This window comes from Candidatus Avelusimicrobium sp., assembly GCF_050873505.1.
Lineage (GTDB): Bacteria > Elusimicrobiota > Elusimicrobia > Elusimicrobiales > Elusimicrobiaceae > Avelusimicrobium.
Genome location: NZ_JBNMIY010000006.1, coordinates 52,202 through 69,026, shown reverse-complemented (window position 1 = coordinate 69,026; position 16,825 = coordinate 52,202). Strand labels below are relative to the sequence as shown.

15 protein-coding genes are annotated in these 16,825 nt (G+C 50.2%); 12 read left to right on the top strand and 3 right to left on the bottom strand.

The features are described 5' to 3' along the window. Positions 1 to 41: 41 nt before the first annotated feature. The 10 genes from ACR0QV_RS04945 (at position 42) to mscL (ending at position 10,062) form a co-directional block, all read left to right on the top strand. The gene (locus ACR0QV_RS04945) at positions 42 to 509 is read left to right on the top strand and encodes an SH3 domain-containing protein (RefSeq protein ID WP_432635070.1); all 468 of its coding nucleotides are present in this window, start codon (positions 42 to 44) and stop codon (positions 507 to 509) included. A gap of 111 nt (positions 510 to 620) precedes the next feature. Beyond that, a complete protein-coding gene (locus tag ACR0QV_RS04940) occupies positions 621 to 1,091 on the top strand; it encodes a hypothetical protein (protein ID WP_428053808.1) in 471 nt (156 codons plus the stop codon). A gap of 129 nt (positions 1,092 to 1,220) precedes the next feature. After that, positions 1,221 to 1,946: a hypothetical protein gene (locus ACR0QV_RS04935; protein ID WP_432635068.1), complete on the top strand. Its 726-nt coding sequence runs from the start codon at positions 1,221 to 1,223 to the stop codon at positions 1,944 to 1,946. A gap of 72 nt (positions 1,947 to 2,018) precedes the next feature. Next, complete coding sequence (secA, locus tag ACR0QV_RS04930; protein WP_432635066.1) at positions 2,019 to 4,604, top strand: preprotein translocase subunit SecA; 2,586 nt, start codon at positions 2,019 to 2,021, stop codon at positions 4,602 to 4,604. Continuing rightward, positions 4,601 to 5,029, top strand: coding sequence for a hypothetical protein (locus ACR0QV_RS04925; protein ID WP_432635064.1), 429 nt, complete (start codon positions 4,601 to 4,603; stop codon positions 5,027 to 5,029). Before secA ends, ACR0QV_RS04925 begins: the two co-directional genes overlap by 4 nt. A gap of 5 nt (positions 5,030 to 5,034) precedes the next feature. After that, a complete protein-coding gene (gene lnt, locus ACR0QV_RS04920) occupies positions 5,035 to 6,666 on the top strand; it encodes an apolipoprotein N-acyltransferase (protein WP_432635062.1) in 1,632 nt (543 codons plus the stop codon). Next, entirely contained in the window at positions 6,659 to 7,777 is a 1,119-nt protein-coding gene (gene prfB, locus ACR0QV_RS04915) for a peptide chain release factor 2 (protein WP_432635060.1), read from the top strand. Before lnt ends, prfB begins: the two co-directional genes overlap by 8 nt. Beyond that, positions 7,777 to 8,877 carry a radical SAM family heme chaperone HemW gene (gene hemW, locus ACR0QV_RS04910; protein WP_432635058.1) on the top strand — a complete coding sequence of 367 codons (1,101 nt, stop codon included), beginning with the start codon at positions 7,777 to 7,779 and terminating at the stop codon, positions 8,875 to 8,877. Before prfB ends, hemW begins: the two co-directional genes overlap by 1 nt. After that, positions 8,874 to 9,581: a coenzyme F420-0:L-glutamate ligase gene (locus ACR0QV_RS04905; RefSeq protein ID WP_432635056.1), complete on the top strand. Its 708-nt coding sequence runs from the start codon at positions 8,874 to 8,876 to the stop codon at positions 9,579 to 9,581. Before hemW ends, ACR0QV_RS04905 begins: the two co-directional genes overlap by 4 nt. A gap of 22 nt (positions 9,582 to 9,603) precedes the next feature. Then, complete coding sequence (gene mscL, locus ACR0QV_RS04900; RefSeq protein ID WP_432635132.1) at positions 9,604 to 10,062, top strand: large conductance mechanosensitive channel protein MscL; 459 nt, start codon at positions 9,604 to 9,606, stop codon at positions 10,060 to 10,062. Between the two features lie 42 nt (positions 10,063 to 10,104). Here the strand turns inward: mscL and ACR0QV_RS04895 are convergent, their stop codons facing one another. Next, positions 10,105 to 10,377, bottom strand: coding sequence for a hypothetical protein (locus ACR0QV_RS04895; protein WP_432635054.1), 273 nt, complete (start codon positions 10,375 to 10,377; stop codon positions 10,105 to 10,107). A 635-nt stretch (positions 10,378 to 11,012) separates the two neighbouring features. Between ACR0QV_RS04895 and ACR0QV_RS04890 the strand changes: the two genes are divergently transcribed. Then, complete coding sequence (locus tag ACR0QV_RS04890; RefSeq protein ID WP_432635052.1) at positions 11,013 to 11,810, top strand: type IV pilin protein; 798 nt, start codon at positions 11,013 to 11,015, stop codon at positions 11,808 to 11,810. Here ACR0QV_RS04890 and dacB read toward each other — a convergent pair. Beyond that, positions 11,807 to 13,267 (bottom strand): D-alanyl-D-alanine carboxypeptidase/D-alanyl-D-alanine endopeptidase, encoded by a 1,461-nt coding sequence (gene dacB / locus ACR0QV_RS04885; protein ID WP_432635050.1) that lies wholly within the window; start codon positions 13,265 to 13,267, stop codon positions 11,807 to 11,809. The two genes, ACR0QV_RS04890 and dacB, sit on opposite strands and share 4 nt — an antisense overlap. 61 nt (positions 13,268 to 13,328) lie before the next feature. On the opposite strand from dacB, the gene ACR0QV_RS04880 reads away from it, so the two are divergent. After that, positions 13,329 to 15,107, top strand: a complete 1,779-nt coding sequence (locus ACR0QV_RS04880; RefSeq protein ID WP_432635048.1) for a DUF2207 domain-containing protein — start codon at positions 13,329 to 13,331, stop codon at positions 15,105 to 15,107. Between the two features lie 70 nt (positions 15,108 to 15,177). On the opposite strand, the gene ACR0QV_RS04875 is transcribed toward ACR0QV_RS04880, so the two are convergent. Then, a complete protein-coding gene (locus tag ACR0QV_RS04875; protein WP_432635046.1) occupies positions 15,178 to 16,794 on the bottom strand; it encodes a hypothetical protein in 1,617 nt (538 codons plus the stop codon). Positions 16,795 to 16,825 lie beyond the last annotated feature (31 nt).

The following is a 16,825-nucleotide window of genomic DNA, read 5'->3' as shown; positions in this document are numbered from 1 at the left end:
AGAGATTTTTTAGTTCGCCTTTTATAGGAGAAAGAAGGTATATGAAAAAAATTATTGCTTTGGCTATGCTCGTACTTTTTGTGAGCGCTCCTGTCTTCGCCCAAAAATACGCCAGCATCAACGCTAAAAGAGCCAATATCCGCACTTGCGCGGGTACGAAATGCGCTTTAAAATGGCACGCGTGGAGATACACGCCTGTCATTATGGTAAAAACCAACGAAGATAAAAGTTGGGTTCTTATTAAGGATTTTGAAGGATACAGCGGCTGGATTAAGGCCGACTTGTTAAGCCCGCAGGGCGGTATGTCCGCCAAAGTGGACTTGAACGTCCGCAAAGACGCCTCCGCCTCGGCCGATATCGTTTGCACCGTAGCCAAGGGCTATCCGTTCAAATACTTGGCTAAAAAAGGCAAATGGATCCAGGTATCCGACGAACCCGAAAACGCCAAAGACGGCGTTTGCAAAGGGTGGGTATATAACGCCAACCTGTGGGGCTTCTTTAAACAATAAGTTAAATTTGCCCGGAATATAAAAAAGGCCCTGTTTGTGGGGCCTTTTTTATCCGGCGTAAAAGGGAAAAGCCCCCTTGCCAAAAGGCAAAGTAAAGGGTAAAATATAAGTATGAAAAAGATTTTTATTACGGCTGCGGCCGCCAGTTTAGTGGTATGTGCTTTCTGCTTGGCGCGCACCGTCAGCGAAGGGCGTTTTAATATCTCGGGTACGGTTACCGTGCCGGAGCGCTTGGCCTCTATGGCGCAGGCGGATAACAATTCCTGCGCGATTATCGTTAAAAACGAGGCCGATGTGCCCGTGGCGATTAAGCGCGTGGTAAACCCGAAGTTCCCGCTTGCTTTTACGATGGGGGAAGAAGATTTATTAGCCGCTAATTTGGACGGCAATTTAAAGTTGGAAGTCCAAATCAACAACCACGGCCAGTTGGGCGTGGTAAAACAAGGGGACATCTTCGGCGCAGTGGACGGCACGATTAAACCCAATGCCAAAAATGTAACCGTTGCGGCGGATAAAACCTTGGGCCGCGTGCAGTTGGCCCGCAACGTAAAGGGAAATTTCTTCCGTACGGCTGCCCGCTAACCTGACGAATTTACATAAACCCGGGGCCGCAAAACGCTCCGGGTTTATTTTATGTTTCCCGGCGGAAAAGGGCTTGACTATACGCCCTATATATAGCAAAATACAAGTAACACCGATTTTGGGGGAAAAATGAGACGCAGTTTATTTCTTTTAGCCACGCTTGCTATGTCGTCTGCGCTGTATGCACAGCCGGACGCCAGCACCTATAACCGCGAAAAAGTATTGGACATTTTTGCCCAATACAACCCTGCCGTATTGGAAAACGCCAAAAAGAACGCCGATTATAACGCTATCTTGGAGGATTTGGCCGCTTCTTACCAAGCGCCCGATACGGAAGATGCCCGCTTTGAATTAATTTCCGTCGCGCGCAATTTTGATAATTCTATCCGCCTGCATACGCTTTCCGAACAGTACGAGGAGGCTTTATTCCTCTCTGCCGTAAACGGGGTGGACACGTCCGCTACGGATAAATACTTTAACCGCCAGGTGGCCGATGTATTGGGCCGGGTCTGGGCGGTTACGGTCAACCTGCGCGAAGAACAGATTAAAGAATATAAAAAGCAGTTGGCGCAAGTTAAAAAGGACAAAACCCTCTCTTCTGCGGACCGCACGGCTAAAAGCAACGCCTTAAAGGCCAAAATCAAAGCCGTAAAGGCTGAACTCAAAGCCCTGAAAAAGGACCCGGGCTCCCAGATTTCCACCGCCGCCCAAGTGTTTGGGCAGCAGGTGCAAACCCGCGTACAAGCCAGATTGGCCGCCTTAGCCGCTTCGGCCGAGAAAGACGCTGCTTTGCAAACGGAGCAAACGCCCAACCTGCAAGTAAAAACCAACCACAAAAAGCCGGTCGCCAAATAACAGGTTTCTTTTGGCCCGCCGTATGGGGCTATGCCTTGCCGTACTATTTTAATTTAAAAGGAACTTTGTTATATGATTAGAACTTTAATTGATAAAATTTTCGGAACCAAAAGCGAACGCGACCTTAAAAAAATCCAACATTATGTAGATGACGCCAACAAATTCACCGCTGAATTTGAACATTTAACCGACGACCAATTAAAAGCCAAAACACAAGAATTTAAAGACCGTTTGGCCAAGGGCGAAACCTTGGACCAATTATTGCCCGAAGCCTTTGCCGTGGTCCGCCTGGCCGCGCAAAGAGTCATCGGCCTGCGCCCGTACGATGTGCAAATGCTGGGCGGTATCGTTCTGCACCAAGGAAAAATTGCCGAAATGGGCACCGGGGAAGGTAAAACCCTGGTGGCTGTGTTGCCCTCTTACTTAAATGCGCTTACCGGAAAAGGGGTGCACGTCGTAACGGTAAACGACTACTTGGCCCGCCGCGACCGCCAATGGATGGGTCCTATTCACGAATTTTTAGGCCTTACCGTGGGCTACATCAGCCACGATATGGACAACGCCGACCGCCGCGAAATGTACGCCAAGGACATTACCTATGTAACCAATAACGAACTGGGTTTTGACTACCTGCGCGACAATATGGTAATTAACCGCGAGGACCGCGTTTTGCGCCCGCTAAACTATTGTATTGTGGACGAAGTGGACTCCATTTTAATTGACGAGGCCCGCACCCCGCTTATTATTTCCGGCCCGTCCGAACAAAGCACCGATAAATATTACATTGTAAACCGCTTAATTCCGTCCTTAAAGGTCCGTATGATTACGGAAAAGGACGAAGTAAAAGCCAAATACGAGGGCATTAACTTGGATGAGGGCGTGGATGCCATTATTGACGAAAAAGCCCACACCGCCACCTTGACCGACACGGGTATTGCCAAGGCGGAAAAATTCTTAAATGTACCCAACCTGTATAACGATGTGGAATCCGAGTGGGTCCACCACATTAACCAAGCCCTGCGCGCGCACCATTTGTATGAGCGCGATGTGGACTATGTGGTAAAGGACGGCGAAGTCATTATCGTGGACGAATTTACGGGACGCTTAATGCCGGGCCGCCGTTGGAGCGACGGTTTGCACCAAGCGGTGGAAGCCAAAGAAGGGTTGCAAATTAAAGAAGAAAACCAGACCTTGGCTACCATTACCTTCCAGAATTTCTTTAAACTTTACAAAAAACTCTCTGGTATGACGGGTACGGCTATGACCGAGGCCAACGAGTTCTGGCAGATTTACAAATTAGACGTGGTGGAAATCCGCCCCAACCGCCCCTCTAAACGCATTGACTACCCGGACCTCGTGTATTTGACGGAACGCGAAAAATTTAACGCTATTGTGGATGAGGTGGAAGATTTGTGGAAGAAGGGCGCCCCGGTGCTGGTGGGTACGCGCTCTATTGAAAAGTCCGAAAAGTTGAGCCATATGCTCCGCGCCAAGGGTATTCCGCACCAAGTGTTAAACGCCAAGTACCACGAAATGGAAGCCCAAATCATCAGCCAGGCAGGCCGCAAAGGAGCCGTAACGATTGCTACCAATATGGCCGGCCGCGGTACGGATATTGTACTGGGCGGTAACCCGGCCAATAAGCAGGAACAAGACGAAGTGGTAGCGTTGGGCGGTTTGCACGTTATCGGCAGTGAACGCCACGAGTCCCGCCGCATTGATAACCAGTTGCGCGGACGCTGTGCCCGCCAAGGCGACCCGGGCTGCTCCCGCTTTTATATTTCGTTGGATGACGAATTAATGCGCTTGTTCGCCAACACCACCAAAATTGCTTCCGTACTCAGCACAATGGGTATGAAGGAAGGCGAAGCCATTGAATCGCGCTTGATGACGCGCCAAATTGAAGGCGCCCAGCGTATGGTGGAAGGCCGCAACTTTGATATCCGCAAGCAGTTGCTGGATTATGATAAAGTAATGAACCAACAGCGCACCGCTATTTACGGATTAAGAAACGCCATTTTGGACGGCGCGGATATGACCGATAAAACGATGCAGATGATGGAAGAAATTGTAGATGAACTGGTAGAACAGTATTACAATTATTCCCACCCGCAGCGCTGTGATTTTGAAGCGTTAAACGTCAACTTGCGTAATTTCTTCCCTGGCGATTTCCACTTTACTGCGGAAAACGTCGGTCGCAAATCGCACGACCAGTTGGTAGATGAAATTATGGCGCAAGTAAAAGATTTATACCACGCCCGTGTGCTTTACTTTGCCGAGCAAGGCATTAACTTTGCGGAAATTGAGCGGATGCTTTTACTGCAAATTATTGATAACGCTTGGAAGCAGAACCTGTACGAACTGGACCAGTTGCAAAACAGCGTAAGCCTGCGCGGATATGCCCAAAAGGACCCGCTGATTGAGTATCAAAAGGAATCCTATAAATTGTATTCCTCTATGCTTAACCGCGTGCGCGACTTAATGGTCAGTTATATCTTCCGCTTGCAACTGCCTCCCCGCCGCACCCCGGCCCAGCAGGCGCAGGCCAACAATGCGGCTAGCCAAACGGAGCAAACGCCCAAGCACATCGGGCGCAACGATCCGTGCCCGTGCGGCAGCGGTAAAAAATACAAAAAATGCTGCGGAGCCAATTTATGAATAAGATAAAAGAACTGCTTTTGCTGTGCTGTGCCGTGGGCGTAATTGCTCTCTTGCCGCTATTATACAGCAAGGATGCCCCCATAGAGGTAAGCGTGCCTGCGCTTAACTCGCAGGAAATGGACGCCAAGGCCGAGGAACAACATAAAGAAGCCGCCGCGGCCGCGGTTAAAGCGCAAGTGCGCCGGATGTACCGCTGCCAAGCCGATGAGGATTGCATTATCGTAGATAAAGACCCGTGCGGCTGCTTGGTGGGACCTTCGGGCGTAACGGCCATTAATGCCGAATTTACGCTGGACTTTAACAAAATGCAGTCTAACCTCGTAGCCAAGGCCTGCCCGGACGGCGCGCCTTCTACGGTGCGGGAGTGCAGCCCGGATGCACAAGCCGTATGCGTGGAAAATGTGTGTAAGATACGGTTTTAAGGCATATGCGGGAGTTTAGGGAAACCATTTCACAACAAGACGCCCAGGCGGAGAAATCTTCCGCCTGGGTGCGTGTTAAAACCGTACTCTTGGGTGCGGCGCGGATTGTTTTTTTATTGGCTTGTATGCTGGGCACGGCTTGGTTGATGTACCAAAGTTATCCCAACAAATCCCAGCATTTTTTGGCTTGGTTTGCGTTGGCGCCGTTTATTTGGGGAGTGGCTAAAATCAAAGGATTTTGGTCCTCTTTTTTTTATGGCTGGCTGACGGCCCTGCTGTTTAACGCGGGGATTTTATATTGGATTTATTACACTTGTTTACACGGCGGGGGGCTTTCACAGGGGCTTTCCGTGGCCGCTTGGCTGGGGTTAAGCGGACTGTTAGCCGTACAATTTGCGATATTGGGCGGCGCGTGCTACTTTTTAAAGCGTACGGGTGGATTTTTCCCGGTGCTTATTGCGTGCGGCGTGGTGGCCTTGGAGTGGGTGCACCAAACGGTTGCTTTTTACTTTTTGGGCTTCCCGTGGATTATGCTGGGTTACACCCAATGGAACGCGCCCGAAATGCTGCAAATCGCCTCTTTTACGGGCGTATATGGCGTTAGTTTTGTAATTGCTTTTGTGGGGGCTTCTATCGGCTGGGCATTTGCCGAAAACGGCGTAAAAAAGGGCGTATGGCATATGGTGTTGGCCGCGCTTGTTTTTGTGGGCGTGTATGGCTATGGGCACAAAGTCTTGCCCGCTAAACCGCTTGGCGAAATGCGCCAGCCGCTTTTAAGTTTAAATACCGCGCTTATCCAGCCCAATATAGACCAATACAAAAAATGGAGCCCCGAATACGAGGCCGAAATTACCGATACTTTGGAACAATTAGGCGCCCAATTAGAGGGCAAAAATTTGATGTTGGCCGTCTGGCCCGAAAGCGCCGTACCAGGTGCGTTGACCGAAGAAAAATATACCGATTTGTTTGAAGATATTGCCGCCCGTTCGGGTGCGTACCAGTTTATCGGCTCCAATGTGGAGGACGAAACCAACCAGTATGTGGGGGCCTATTTGCTCCCGCCCAATGAGGGGGATTGGCAGAATTACCGCAAAATAAAACTCGTGCCGTTTGGGGAATATATCCCACTGGAAAATCTCGTCCGCTCGGCCTTTAAAAATGTAGAAGTGCTGGGCGAACTGGGGGCCTTTACCCCGGGCCCGCGCGAGCAGAAACCGCTGGACGTATCCGGCGTGGCGGTGGGCGAAACGATTTGCTACGAAAGTATTTTCCCGCAGTTGTGGCTCTCGCAAAACCGCCAAGGGGCTAAATTTTTTGTAAATATTACCAACGATGCCTGGTTCTTTAAAACAGCCGCGCCGTACCAGCATTTGGCCGTAAACGTATTGCGCGCGGTGGAAACGGGTCGCCCCGTGCTCCGCGCCGCCAACACGGGGTTTTCGGCGTATATTGACCCGTTTGGCCGCATTGAAAAGCAATCCGGCCTGTTTACGCAGGAAATTTTAACTGCTTCCGTTCCGCTTGCGGTCGGGGACAGACAAAACTTTTATACGCAGTTTGGCGATTGGTTCGCTTGGCTGTGCGCGGCGGTCTTTTTTACGCTGCTGGTTTCCACAATGGTTTTTGCTTATGAATAATATTGAATTTAAAGATGTAGAACAGACAATTTCCGATTTAGCCGCCCGCGTGGCCAAGATTGAATCCATAGACGACATTTCCGGCAAAAAACAGGAATTGGCCGCCTTGCAGGCGCAGTCGGCGGACCCCGCCTTTTGGAACGACACCCAAAAGGCTAAGGACGTTAGCCGCCAAATTGATTTATTAAAAACCTCTATTGACACCTTTTACGCGCTCCATAAAAAAATGGAGGACGACCGCGCTTGGTTTGACCTGTGCAAGGAAATGCAGGACCAAAACGAACTGGCCGCCTTGGCTGCTTCGTTGCAGGAAACCGAAAAACAAGTGGCTAAAAAAGAGGGCGAAATCCGCCTGTCGGACCCGAACGACAAACTAAACGCCATTTTGACTATTCACGCCGGGGCGGGTGGAACCGAATCTTGCGACTGGGCGCAAATGTTGGTGCGTATGTACACGCGCTGGGCCGAACAGCACGGCTTTAAATTTTCCGTATTAGACGCGCAACCCGGCGATGAAGCGGGTATCAAAACGCTTTCCGCAATGGTGGAAGGACCGTTTGCGTACGGCTATTTAAAGGGGGAAAACGGCGTGCACCGCTTGGTGCGCGTGTCGCCCTTTGACGCTAACGCCCGCCGCCATACATCCTTTGCTTCGTGCGACGTGCTGCCGGATATTGACGAGGACATTAACATTGAAATCCCGGAAAAAGATATCCAACTGGAAACCTCGCGCGCGGGCGGCCACGGCGGACAAAACGTAAACAAGGTGGAATCCGCGGTGCGCCTGTTGCATATTCCCACGGGGATTGTGGTGTCCTGCCGCATTGAGCGCAGCCAGTTGCAAAACCGCCAAACGGCTATGAAGATGCTCAAAGCCAAACTGTACGAAATGGAAATGGATAAAAAGCGCGGTGAGGCCGAAAAACGCTACGGCCAAAAGGGCGAAATTGCCTGGGGCCACCAAATCCGCTCGTATGTGTTTATGCCGTACCAGTTGGTGAAGGACTTGCGCAGCGGGTACGAAACTTCCCAAATCAACGCCGTAATGGACGGTGATTTGGACCCGTTTATTTTTGCCTTTTTAAACCACGAAGCCGAAAATAAAAAATAATGACTACCGGACTTTATTTCCATATCTCGTTCTGCAAACAAAAGTGCAACTATTGCGATTTTGCTTCCTTTGCAGGGCGGGAAAATTTAATTTCAGCCTATTTACAAGCGCTTGATAAATCCGCCGCCTCGGCCCCCAAGCGGGAGTTTAGCACGCTGTATGTCGGTGGAGGAACGCCCAGTTTGCTGAGTGCCGGCCAGTTGGAAGAGTTGTGTACCCTGATTGCCCGCCACTTTGGCCCGGTTTCCCATTTTGAAGAAAGCACCATAGAGGCCAACCCGGAAAGTTTAACCGCCGAAAAATTGGCGGTTTTAAAGCGCGCGGGCTTTAACCGTATCAGTATGGGGCTTCAAAGTTTTAACGATGCGGAACTGAAAACCTTGGGCCGCGTGCATAACGTGCAAACCTTTTTGTCGGCCTACGCGGCGGCGTGGAAAGCGGGCTTTACCAATATTAATGTGGATTTAATTGCCGGGGTGCCGGGGCAAAGTCTGCAAAGTTTTTTGGACGGTTTGCAAAAATTGGTGGACTTACACCCGGAACATTTGTCCGTTTACGGTTTACAAATAGAAGAAGGCACTCCGTTTTTTGAGCGCGGGATTGTGTGCGACCAGTTGCTAATGCGCCGTATGCTGGAAGAAGCACATACGCGTTTGCAGGCGGCGGGGTATCACCATTACGAAATTTCCAACTTTGCCTTGCCCGGGCGGGAAGCCAAGCACAATACACACTATTGGCACAACGGCGAATACTTGGGGCTAGGCAGTGGGGCCGCCAGTTATTTGGGCGGCGTGCGCAGCCAAAACACGGATGACGTGGCTGATTTTATTGCCCGTATAAATGCCGGGGAAAGCCCTATTGTTTACAGCGAAAAACTGGAAGGCAAGGAACACGAGGGCGAAAATTTAATGTTGGGGTTGCGCCTGTTGGACGGCATAGAACTGACGCCTGTGCAAGAGCAACTTTTCGGCAAGGATATTGAAAAGCATATCCAAAGCGGCCTTTTGGAGCGGGTGGGAAAAAAGGTAAAATTAACATTAGAGGGGCTGTTTTTAGCCAACGAAGTTTTTTGCAGTTTTGTGGCCCCGTTTGACCAATGAAGATTACACCCGTACAAACCGATATTTTTAAAGAGTCCGCCGACTTGCCCGCCTTTATCGTGCATCATATCCCGTCGGTGGCGGACAAAACGGTGCTGACCGTTTCGTCCAAACTCGTTTGTTTGTGGAAGGGCCTTTCCGTGCCGTACGAAAGCCGCGAACAGAAGGAAAAATTAATCCGGCAGGAAAGCGACGCCGCCTTAAAAACGCCGCTTGCGTGGCTCACGTTAAAAAGCGGTATGATTATGACGAACGCCGGGATTGACGAATCCAACGCGGACGGAAAACTGCTGTTAATGCCGCGTGATTTGTACGCGTGTGCGGACGAACTGCGCCAAGCGTTAAAAAAAGCGTGGGGCGTGGAAAACTTGGGCGTAATTATTACGGACAGTATGATTTTGCCCCTACGTGCGGGAATTATCGGCGCGGCGGTATCGTACAGCGGGTTTAAGGGCGTAAAGGACTTGCGCGGCAAACCCGACATCTTTGGTAAAAAATTGGATGTTACGCTGGTGGATATGGCGGACTCGTTGGCGGCGGCGTGCGCGCTGACAATGGGCGAGGCCGACGAGCGGCGCCCCTTGTGCTGGGTGGAAGGCGCCCCGGTGGAATTTGCGGACCAAACGGACCCGCAGGAAATAAAATATCCCGTAGAAAATGATTTGTTTACACCGCTTTTTAAGGCGGCTAAATTAATAAAATAAGGAGATAAAAATGATTAAAAATATGCTGGGCGAATTTAAAAAATTCGTAATGCGCGGCAACGTGATTGATATGGCTGTTGGTATCATCATCGGCGGTGCGTTTACCAAAATTGTAAACTCTATGGTGGCCGATGTGATGATGCCGCCCTTGGGGCTTTTAATGGGCAAGGTGGATTTCTCCAACTGGTTTATCGTCATTAAAGACGGCGCCCAAGTGCCCGCCCCGTATGCTTCCTTGTCCGCGGCCCAAGCCGCCGGCGCCACCACGCTTAATGTGGGCAACTTTTTAAACGCGGTTATCAGTTTCTTAATCGTGGCGTTTTGTATTTTCCTGCTTATTAAACTGATTAACAAACTGGACAATTTGAAGAAAGTGGAAGAACCGGCCGCCGCTCCTACCACCAAAAAGTGCCCGTTCTGCTGCTCGGAAATCCCGCTGGAAGCCACCCGCTGCCCGCATTGCACTTCCGAACTTAAATAACATCTGTTTAATTATTTAACGGTTGTTTATTGTTGTAGTGTTCTATTGTTCTATTGCCCCGGCATTTCGCCGGGGCTTTTTGTTGTTATTAAATAATGGGTCATCTTGAATTGGCGGCCCGCAGGCTGCGGCCTGCAAGGTGCCGTCATCCCGGAGTGTTTTTATCCGGGATCTGTTGTTGTCGTTGTTGTCATTCCCGAAAGTCGTAGTCGGGAATCTGTTGTTTGTTGTTTTCTCTTTTAATAACAACGGATCCCCGACTAAATTCCTCGGGGATGACAAGGAAAAGGTCCTCTTATAAAAAATAGAGGTCATACTGAATTTAGTTCAGGATCTATTGTGTAGTTGTCGTTTATAAAAATCAAAGTCATACTGGAAGGTTTCTGTCCAGTATCTAATCCTTATTTTATAACAACAGATCCTGGACTACGGCTTTCCAGGATGACGACAAAGACCAACAATCCAAAAGGTAGATTCTGAAACCTATTAATGGACCCCGTATAGAAACCTTACGGGGTGCCGCTTAGCGGTATGGGCGGCAGTTCAGAATGACCCCCAATTTTTATAACGCCTTTGTTTTATTTATTGATGTCGTTTCGTTGGGTGCGACATTACAAAAAGAGTGTTGCCCAATAAAATCAAATGAGCGCGGAAAATCTGCCGCCCGCAGGGTGTCGTCATCCCGTAGTGTTGTTATACGGGATCTGTCGTTATGTAAAAGAACAGCCACGACAAAAACAGATTCCCGACTAGGACCTTCGGGGATGACGGCGAAACATATTGTTTTTGTTGTTGTCTTTTGTCTGTTTACTGTAAAGGGGTTGTTTCGTTTTTTTTTTTTGTTAAAATTTTGATAATTCGCAGTGGATATACCCGGATGTATCCGCCGTATAAAAACGCATATAAAAGGCTGTTTTGCCCCAATATAAAGGCCTTAACAAGGAGAAAAAATGAAAGGATTTCGTGATAGTTTGTTGCTGTTGTCGTCATCCCCGAGGAATTTAGTCGGGGATCCGTTGTTATCAAAAAAGAAAAACAACAGATTCCCGACTACGACACTCGGGAATGACAACAAAAACAACAGAAACAACCACAACAGATCCCGTATAAGGACACTACGGGATGACGACACCCTAGCGGGTCGCCAATTTCTCGGCGCTGACGGCTTAACAGCACCCAGCCATATGGCCACAACCGCCGGCTTTACCTTAATTGAACTCTTGGTCGTCGTTCTTATTATTGGCATTTTGGCGGCGGTGGCTCTGCCGCAGTATGAACGGGCCGTAGAAAAATCCCGCGTTGCTGCGGCTCTGCCTCTTTTGGACGGTATCTATAAGGCCCAAGAGGCCTACTTTTTAGCCAACGGTTCCTATGCCAAAGAGTTGGAAGATTTAGATATGTCTTTGCCGTGGACGGGGAGCGATTGCCCAAGTTTTAATTCCTCTTTATGCGGCGTTTTTAAACAATTTTCCGAGGTTTCCTCCAGCTCGGATGGTAAATTTATTTTGGCTTCCAGCGTAAGCCGGAACGGAAATACCGTACTCGTGGCAGTAGTGGCGCAAAAATACGCGCCCGGTTCAGGGTTTTTAAAATATTCGGGGCCCGTTTTTAAAAACACTACTCCCGGGGTCTTGTATTGCGTACAACGTACGGACGGCAAGGGCGCCAACGATTATTGTAAGAAAATGGGCTACCCGAACCGCGTTACCGATTACGGTGGGTATTTTTACTTTTATTCCCAGTCTTAATTTCCACCCGGCAGGGCGAGTAAGCGTTTAATAATATCCTCGTGGATGCGGAAGAGGGCCTCGTCTTTACTGGCCAAATTATTGGCTATTAGCGCAAAGGCAATTAAACGCCCGTCTTTGTCGTGCGTGTATCCGGCCAAAGCCTTTACGCCGTCAATCGTGCCGCCCTTCACGCGCACCTCTTGCACGCGCTTTTGCGGCTTTAAAAATTTGCGCAACAGAAGCAAATCCCCGCGGTCGTCCGGCGTGGCCAAGGAATTATAATAATAGGAAAAGTTAGGGCTTTTGGACATAAACAAAAGCGTGTTTACCAGCGTTTTTGGGGTAACTAAATTATCGCGCGAAAGCCCGCTTCCGTCATACAAAACAGCCGTTTTTTCGTCCGCTAAATTATTCTTTTTTAAAAACGCGTATAACTCATCCAACCCGTTTTGCACGCTGCCCTTTTTCCCGGCGTGCAAGGCCAAATTACGCAAAAGCATTTCGGCGTACAGGTTAAAACTCCGCTTGTTTACAATGACGACAATGTCCTTTAATTCGGGCGATTGGTACGTATCCAGCAAAGTCATTGCGGTATAATCGGGGGCAGTCTGTGTGATGGCGGCGTGCCCGCCTACGGCGATACCTTCGGCGCGCAAGGCGTTGTGCAGGGCTTCGGCCGCAAACCGCGCGGAATTGGGCAGGGCGGCCTTAATGGTAAACCCCGTAAAATTGGTAGGAATCGTGCCGTAGAGTTCCATTTCGTACTGGTTGGGCGCACCATACGCATAGGCGTTGTCTTTCTTTGTTTTCCCGTCGGTGGTTACGAAACTTTTTAGGGTGAGCCCGGGAACTTGCGGAACAGTTTTTTCTACCTCGGCGAACCTGTCCGCACGGGGCTGGGGTTTAAAGTGAATTTCAAATAAATTATCGTTAAAGCACAACGGGCTCGCGGGCGCGGCGTAGTAATTGCCCATATTTTCCCAATTTACTTTATTGGGAATAGACGGCCCCTCAAAGGCCGATTCGTCCGCAATTAAATTGCCCTCCACGCGCGTAATGCCCGCCTGCTTGACGGCGCGCGCCCAGCGGGTGGCCACAGCCTGCCACGTTTCGCCGCCTGTTACGCGGGTGGAGCCCAAGGTCGGGTCGGCCCCGCCTTGCAGGTAAAGGTTTCCGCGCAAAACGCCTAGTTCATCGGGTGCGGTCTGCGCATATAAACGGGTTTCAAAGCGGTGGTGAGGGCCAAAGGTTTCCAGCGCGGCGGCGGTGGTTAAAAGTTTTAAGGTAGAAGCGGGGGTAAAGCGGGTATCGGCCTGAACGGAAAAAATGGTCGCGTCGTCGTAGGCGGCATAACCGCCCCACCAGGCCCCGTTCAAAACGGGGTGTTGCAGTCGCGCTTGCACATACGTTTGCAGGTCTTGCGCGCCGGAGAAAAGCGGGAAAAAGAGAAAAACGAGTAAGTAAAAGTATTTCATATGTATAGGATATCAAAATTAGCCCGCCCGCGCAGGCGCGGAAAATTGCTACAATAAAAAAATGAAAAAAATTCTTTTACTTCTTACTTTATTGTTTGCCGCGCACGCTTGGGCGGCCGAGCGCATTACGCGCTTTGATTCCACTGCTTGGGTAGATACCAACGCCACCGTGCGGATAGCGGAAGAAATTTCCGTCGTGGCGGAACATCAACAAATCCGCCGCGGTATCTACCGCGAGTTGCCCTCTTCGCGCAAAAATCCCGTGAAGGTGGAATCCCTGACAATGGACGGAGCGCCGCACCCGTATTTTACCGAGCGTGTGGACGCTAAAAATTTGCGCGTAAATTTTGGCGACGATAATTATATTGCCCCCGGCGCGCATACATACCGGTTGGTTTATTCCGTTCCCAATGTTATTTTGTTCTTTGACGGGTACGACGAATTTTATTGGAACGTAACGGGCAACGGGTGGAATTTCCCCGTAGAAACGGCACGGTTTTTTCTTAATTTGCCGGACGGCGCACAGGTGGATAAAAGCCGTATTTCCCTTTACACGGGCGCCTATGGAAGCCAAGGGAACGACGCGACCGGGGATTTTGAAAAACTTTCCTTTTGGACGCTCCGCCCGCTGTCTGCCTACGAGGGCTTTACCGTGGCGGTGCCGTTTGCCAAGGGGCTCATTATTCCGCCTGTTAAAACGTGGAGAGATGTTTTATTGGACCCGTATGGCTGGGGGGCGGTTGGCGCGGTGCTGCTGTTGCTTTGGGTGTATTATCTGTGGGCGTGGAACCGTGTAGGCCGGGACCCCAAGGCGCGCGTTCTGCGGCAGTTTGAGCCTCCTGCCGGATTTTCGCCCGCGTTGACGGGGTATGTCTATCGCTATGGCAAGTTGGATAATTTGCTTACGGTAGTGCTGGTCAGTTTGGCGGTAAAAGGCGTAATAAAAATAGAGGAGAAAAAGAAATTTTTATCGCGCGAATATACCTTGCAGCGGGTGGATGTTTCGCCGGATGCGTTGCCCGATTTAGCCAAGGAAGAACGCGCGGTGTTAAAAGCATTATTCCCCGGCAAAACCAAAGAGGTTACAGTGAACCAATCCTTCCGGGAAACCTTTTTAAAGGCCGGAAAGAAACTGCAAGAAAAATTAGAGGCGGATAAAGACCAGTATTTTACCGAAAACCTGGCCTGGAACTTGCCCACCTATTTAGTGCTGGCGTATTTTGCGTGCCTGCTCTTTATAATGGGCGGGATGGATTTGCTGCTGCCCGTGGCGTTTTTTATGATGTTGGCTATATGGGTGCCGCTGGTTGCCTTTAAAAACTGGTTTATGACTATTTATGCCTTAGTATTTGTCTTGTTTGTTGCGCCTATGTTTTTTACTGCCTTGCGGGAATTTGAGGTGGGCCCCGTACTTGCGGGCGTAGTGGTTGTTGTTGCATCCGCCGCCTTTTTTGCCTGGTGGATTAAAGCCTATACACGGGTAGGCCGGCAGAAAATGGACGAGATTGAGGGCTTTAAGGAATATTTAAAAATCGGCGAGGGGGGAAGAGTGGCCGCTTCCAACCCGGCGGATGCGGAAAAAATCTTTTGCGATTATCTGCCCTATGCGTTTGTGCTGTGCGTGGAAAATAAATGGATTTCCTATTTTGAGCGCACGCTGTCGGCCGAAATGGTGGAAAACGCAGTCCGCTCTCACGGGCTGTATGTCGGAAATTTGTACGGCTTAAATATGCTGGGCTCCTCTTTGGGTGGAGCGGTGGCTTCTTCCTCAAAGGGCGGTTCGGGCGGAGGAGGCTTTTCCGGCGGCGGTTTTGGTGGTGGCGGTGGCGGCGGAAGATAACGCTCCTCGCCCGCAAATCCTTCTGTAATTAAGGCCTAAAAAACCCCGCTTTCGGCGGGGTTTTTTGAAATCAGTTGAACCACGGATACCATTTGTCGCGGTCGCGGATGTTTATCAGCAGGGAAACTGCCAACAAATCGCGTGCGTTAATGGCTTGCGGTTTATCAATATTACATACAAAACTGTCAAACGGCGCGTGCGTATTTTGCAAGGCCCCTTGCGCGTCCATTGCGCCGCTTATCGTGTAATCCGCGCGCAACAGACCCCACAAGTGCCCGCAAACCTTGCGCAGCAGGGCTTTACCCAAACTGGGCTCCGTCAGGTGCGCCAGTGCCGCGCCCTCGCGCGTAAACAAACGCCAGTTGCGGCGGCAGGCAAAGCGTTGGCGGGTAACTACCAGCACATCCTTGGAGCGGGCGAAATAAATCTCGTACCGCTCGTTTTTGAGCCCAAAACCTTTTTGCAAAATAATGGCGGCCTTTTGCCCCTTGCGGTCAAAGAGCGTAATCTCGCGCAGGACCAACTGGGACCACACCAGTCCGCAGAAAAACACAATCCCGCCCAGCGGAATAATCAGCGAGCAGGCGGAATAAACCGTGTTATACACAAAGTTGGAAACGGGAAGCAAGTCCGTCTGTTCGCACAGTCCGGCCACCGCCAGCACCGCAAAGGACAGTACAATTAACAATAGCCCCGAGAATAAAAACAAACTATCCCAGCGCGAGGACAGCGAAATAAGCGTATTGCCTTGGTTGTCTTTGGCGCGGAAGATGAGCGACGGCGTGCCGTAGAGGCGTTTAAACCAAATGGGATAAAGCGAGTTGGGGTTGGCCGGGGGGAGATTTACCCCTTTGCGCAAAAACGGGCGCACGCACCCGGCCCCGGTAAGAAGTAAAATAAACAGTAGCCCCAGCCCCGTAAGCACATCAAACCCACGGCCCAACCGGCGCACATACGGCGGCATATTTTTGGATAACAGCGTTTTGCCCTTTAACGCACCCAGCGCTTTTTTAACCTTGGCAGAAAAAGACACCGACGGTTTTTTGGGCTTCGCGGGCTCGGCTTGTTGCGGGGCCGTTTCCGCCGCCGGAGCAACCACCGTTTCCTCTAAGGCTTCTTCGTGTACGGCGGGCAGGGCGGCAATGTCGTAGGCGCGCGGGTCCTTTAAATCCAGTTCTAAGGGTTTTACCTCCGGCTTTTCAACCGGGGAAATAAACGAAAATACCAAGTCGGTTTCCGCATAAGTCAGTTCCTTGGCTAAAATGGAATAGGCCTTGGAATCAATTAAAAAATATCCCGCGCTAAAATCGTTTTTGGGCGTAAAGAAACTGATGTAGAAGAAGGGGTCCCCGGTGGAAAATTCAATGCGTTTAATTTCTTCCCCGGTGTAGGAATTGCCGACCACCTGCATTTTTTTACTTTTTACGTCAGCCAAATCTGCGTTAATTTTCTTTTCAATGCAGGTTTCGGTGGTGCAGGATACACTTTTAATGTCCAGGCGCGAAGCACCCTTTTGTAGGGAAAGCACCGTAGGCGCAGGCGTGTTTTGCACCTGTTTCCAGCCCGCGGGCATATCCAGCGTAAAAGCCCCGTCCTTAGACGTAAATACTTCCGCTTGCAACGCAAACGGAACGCACGCTATAAGTGCGCCCAGCAGAATTTTTTTTAAAAACGCATATTGTGGCATACTTCCATTATTATATTATATTCTGGCGCGG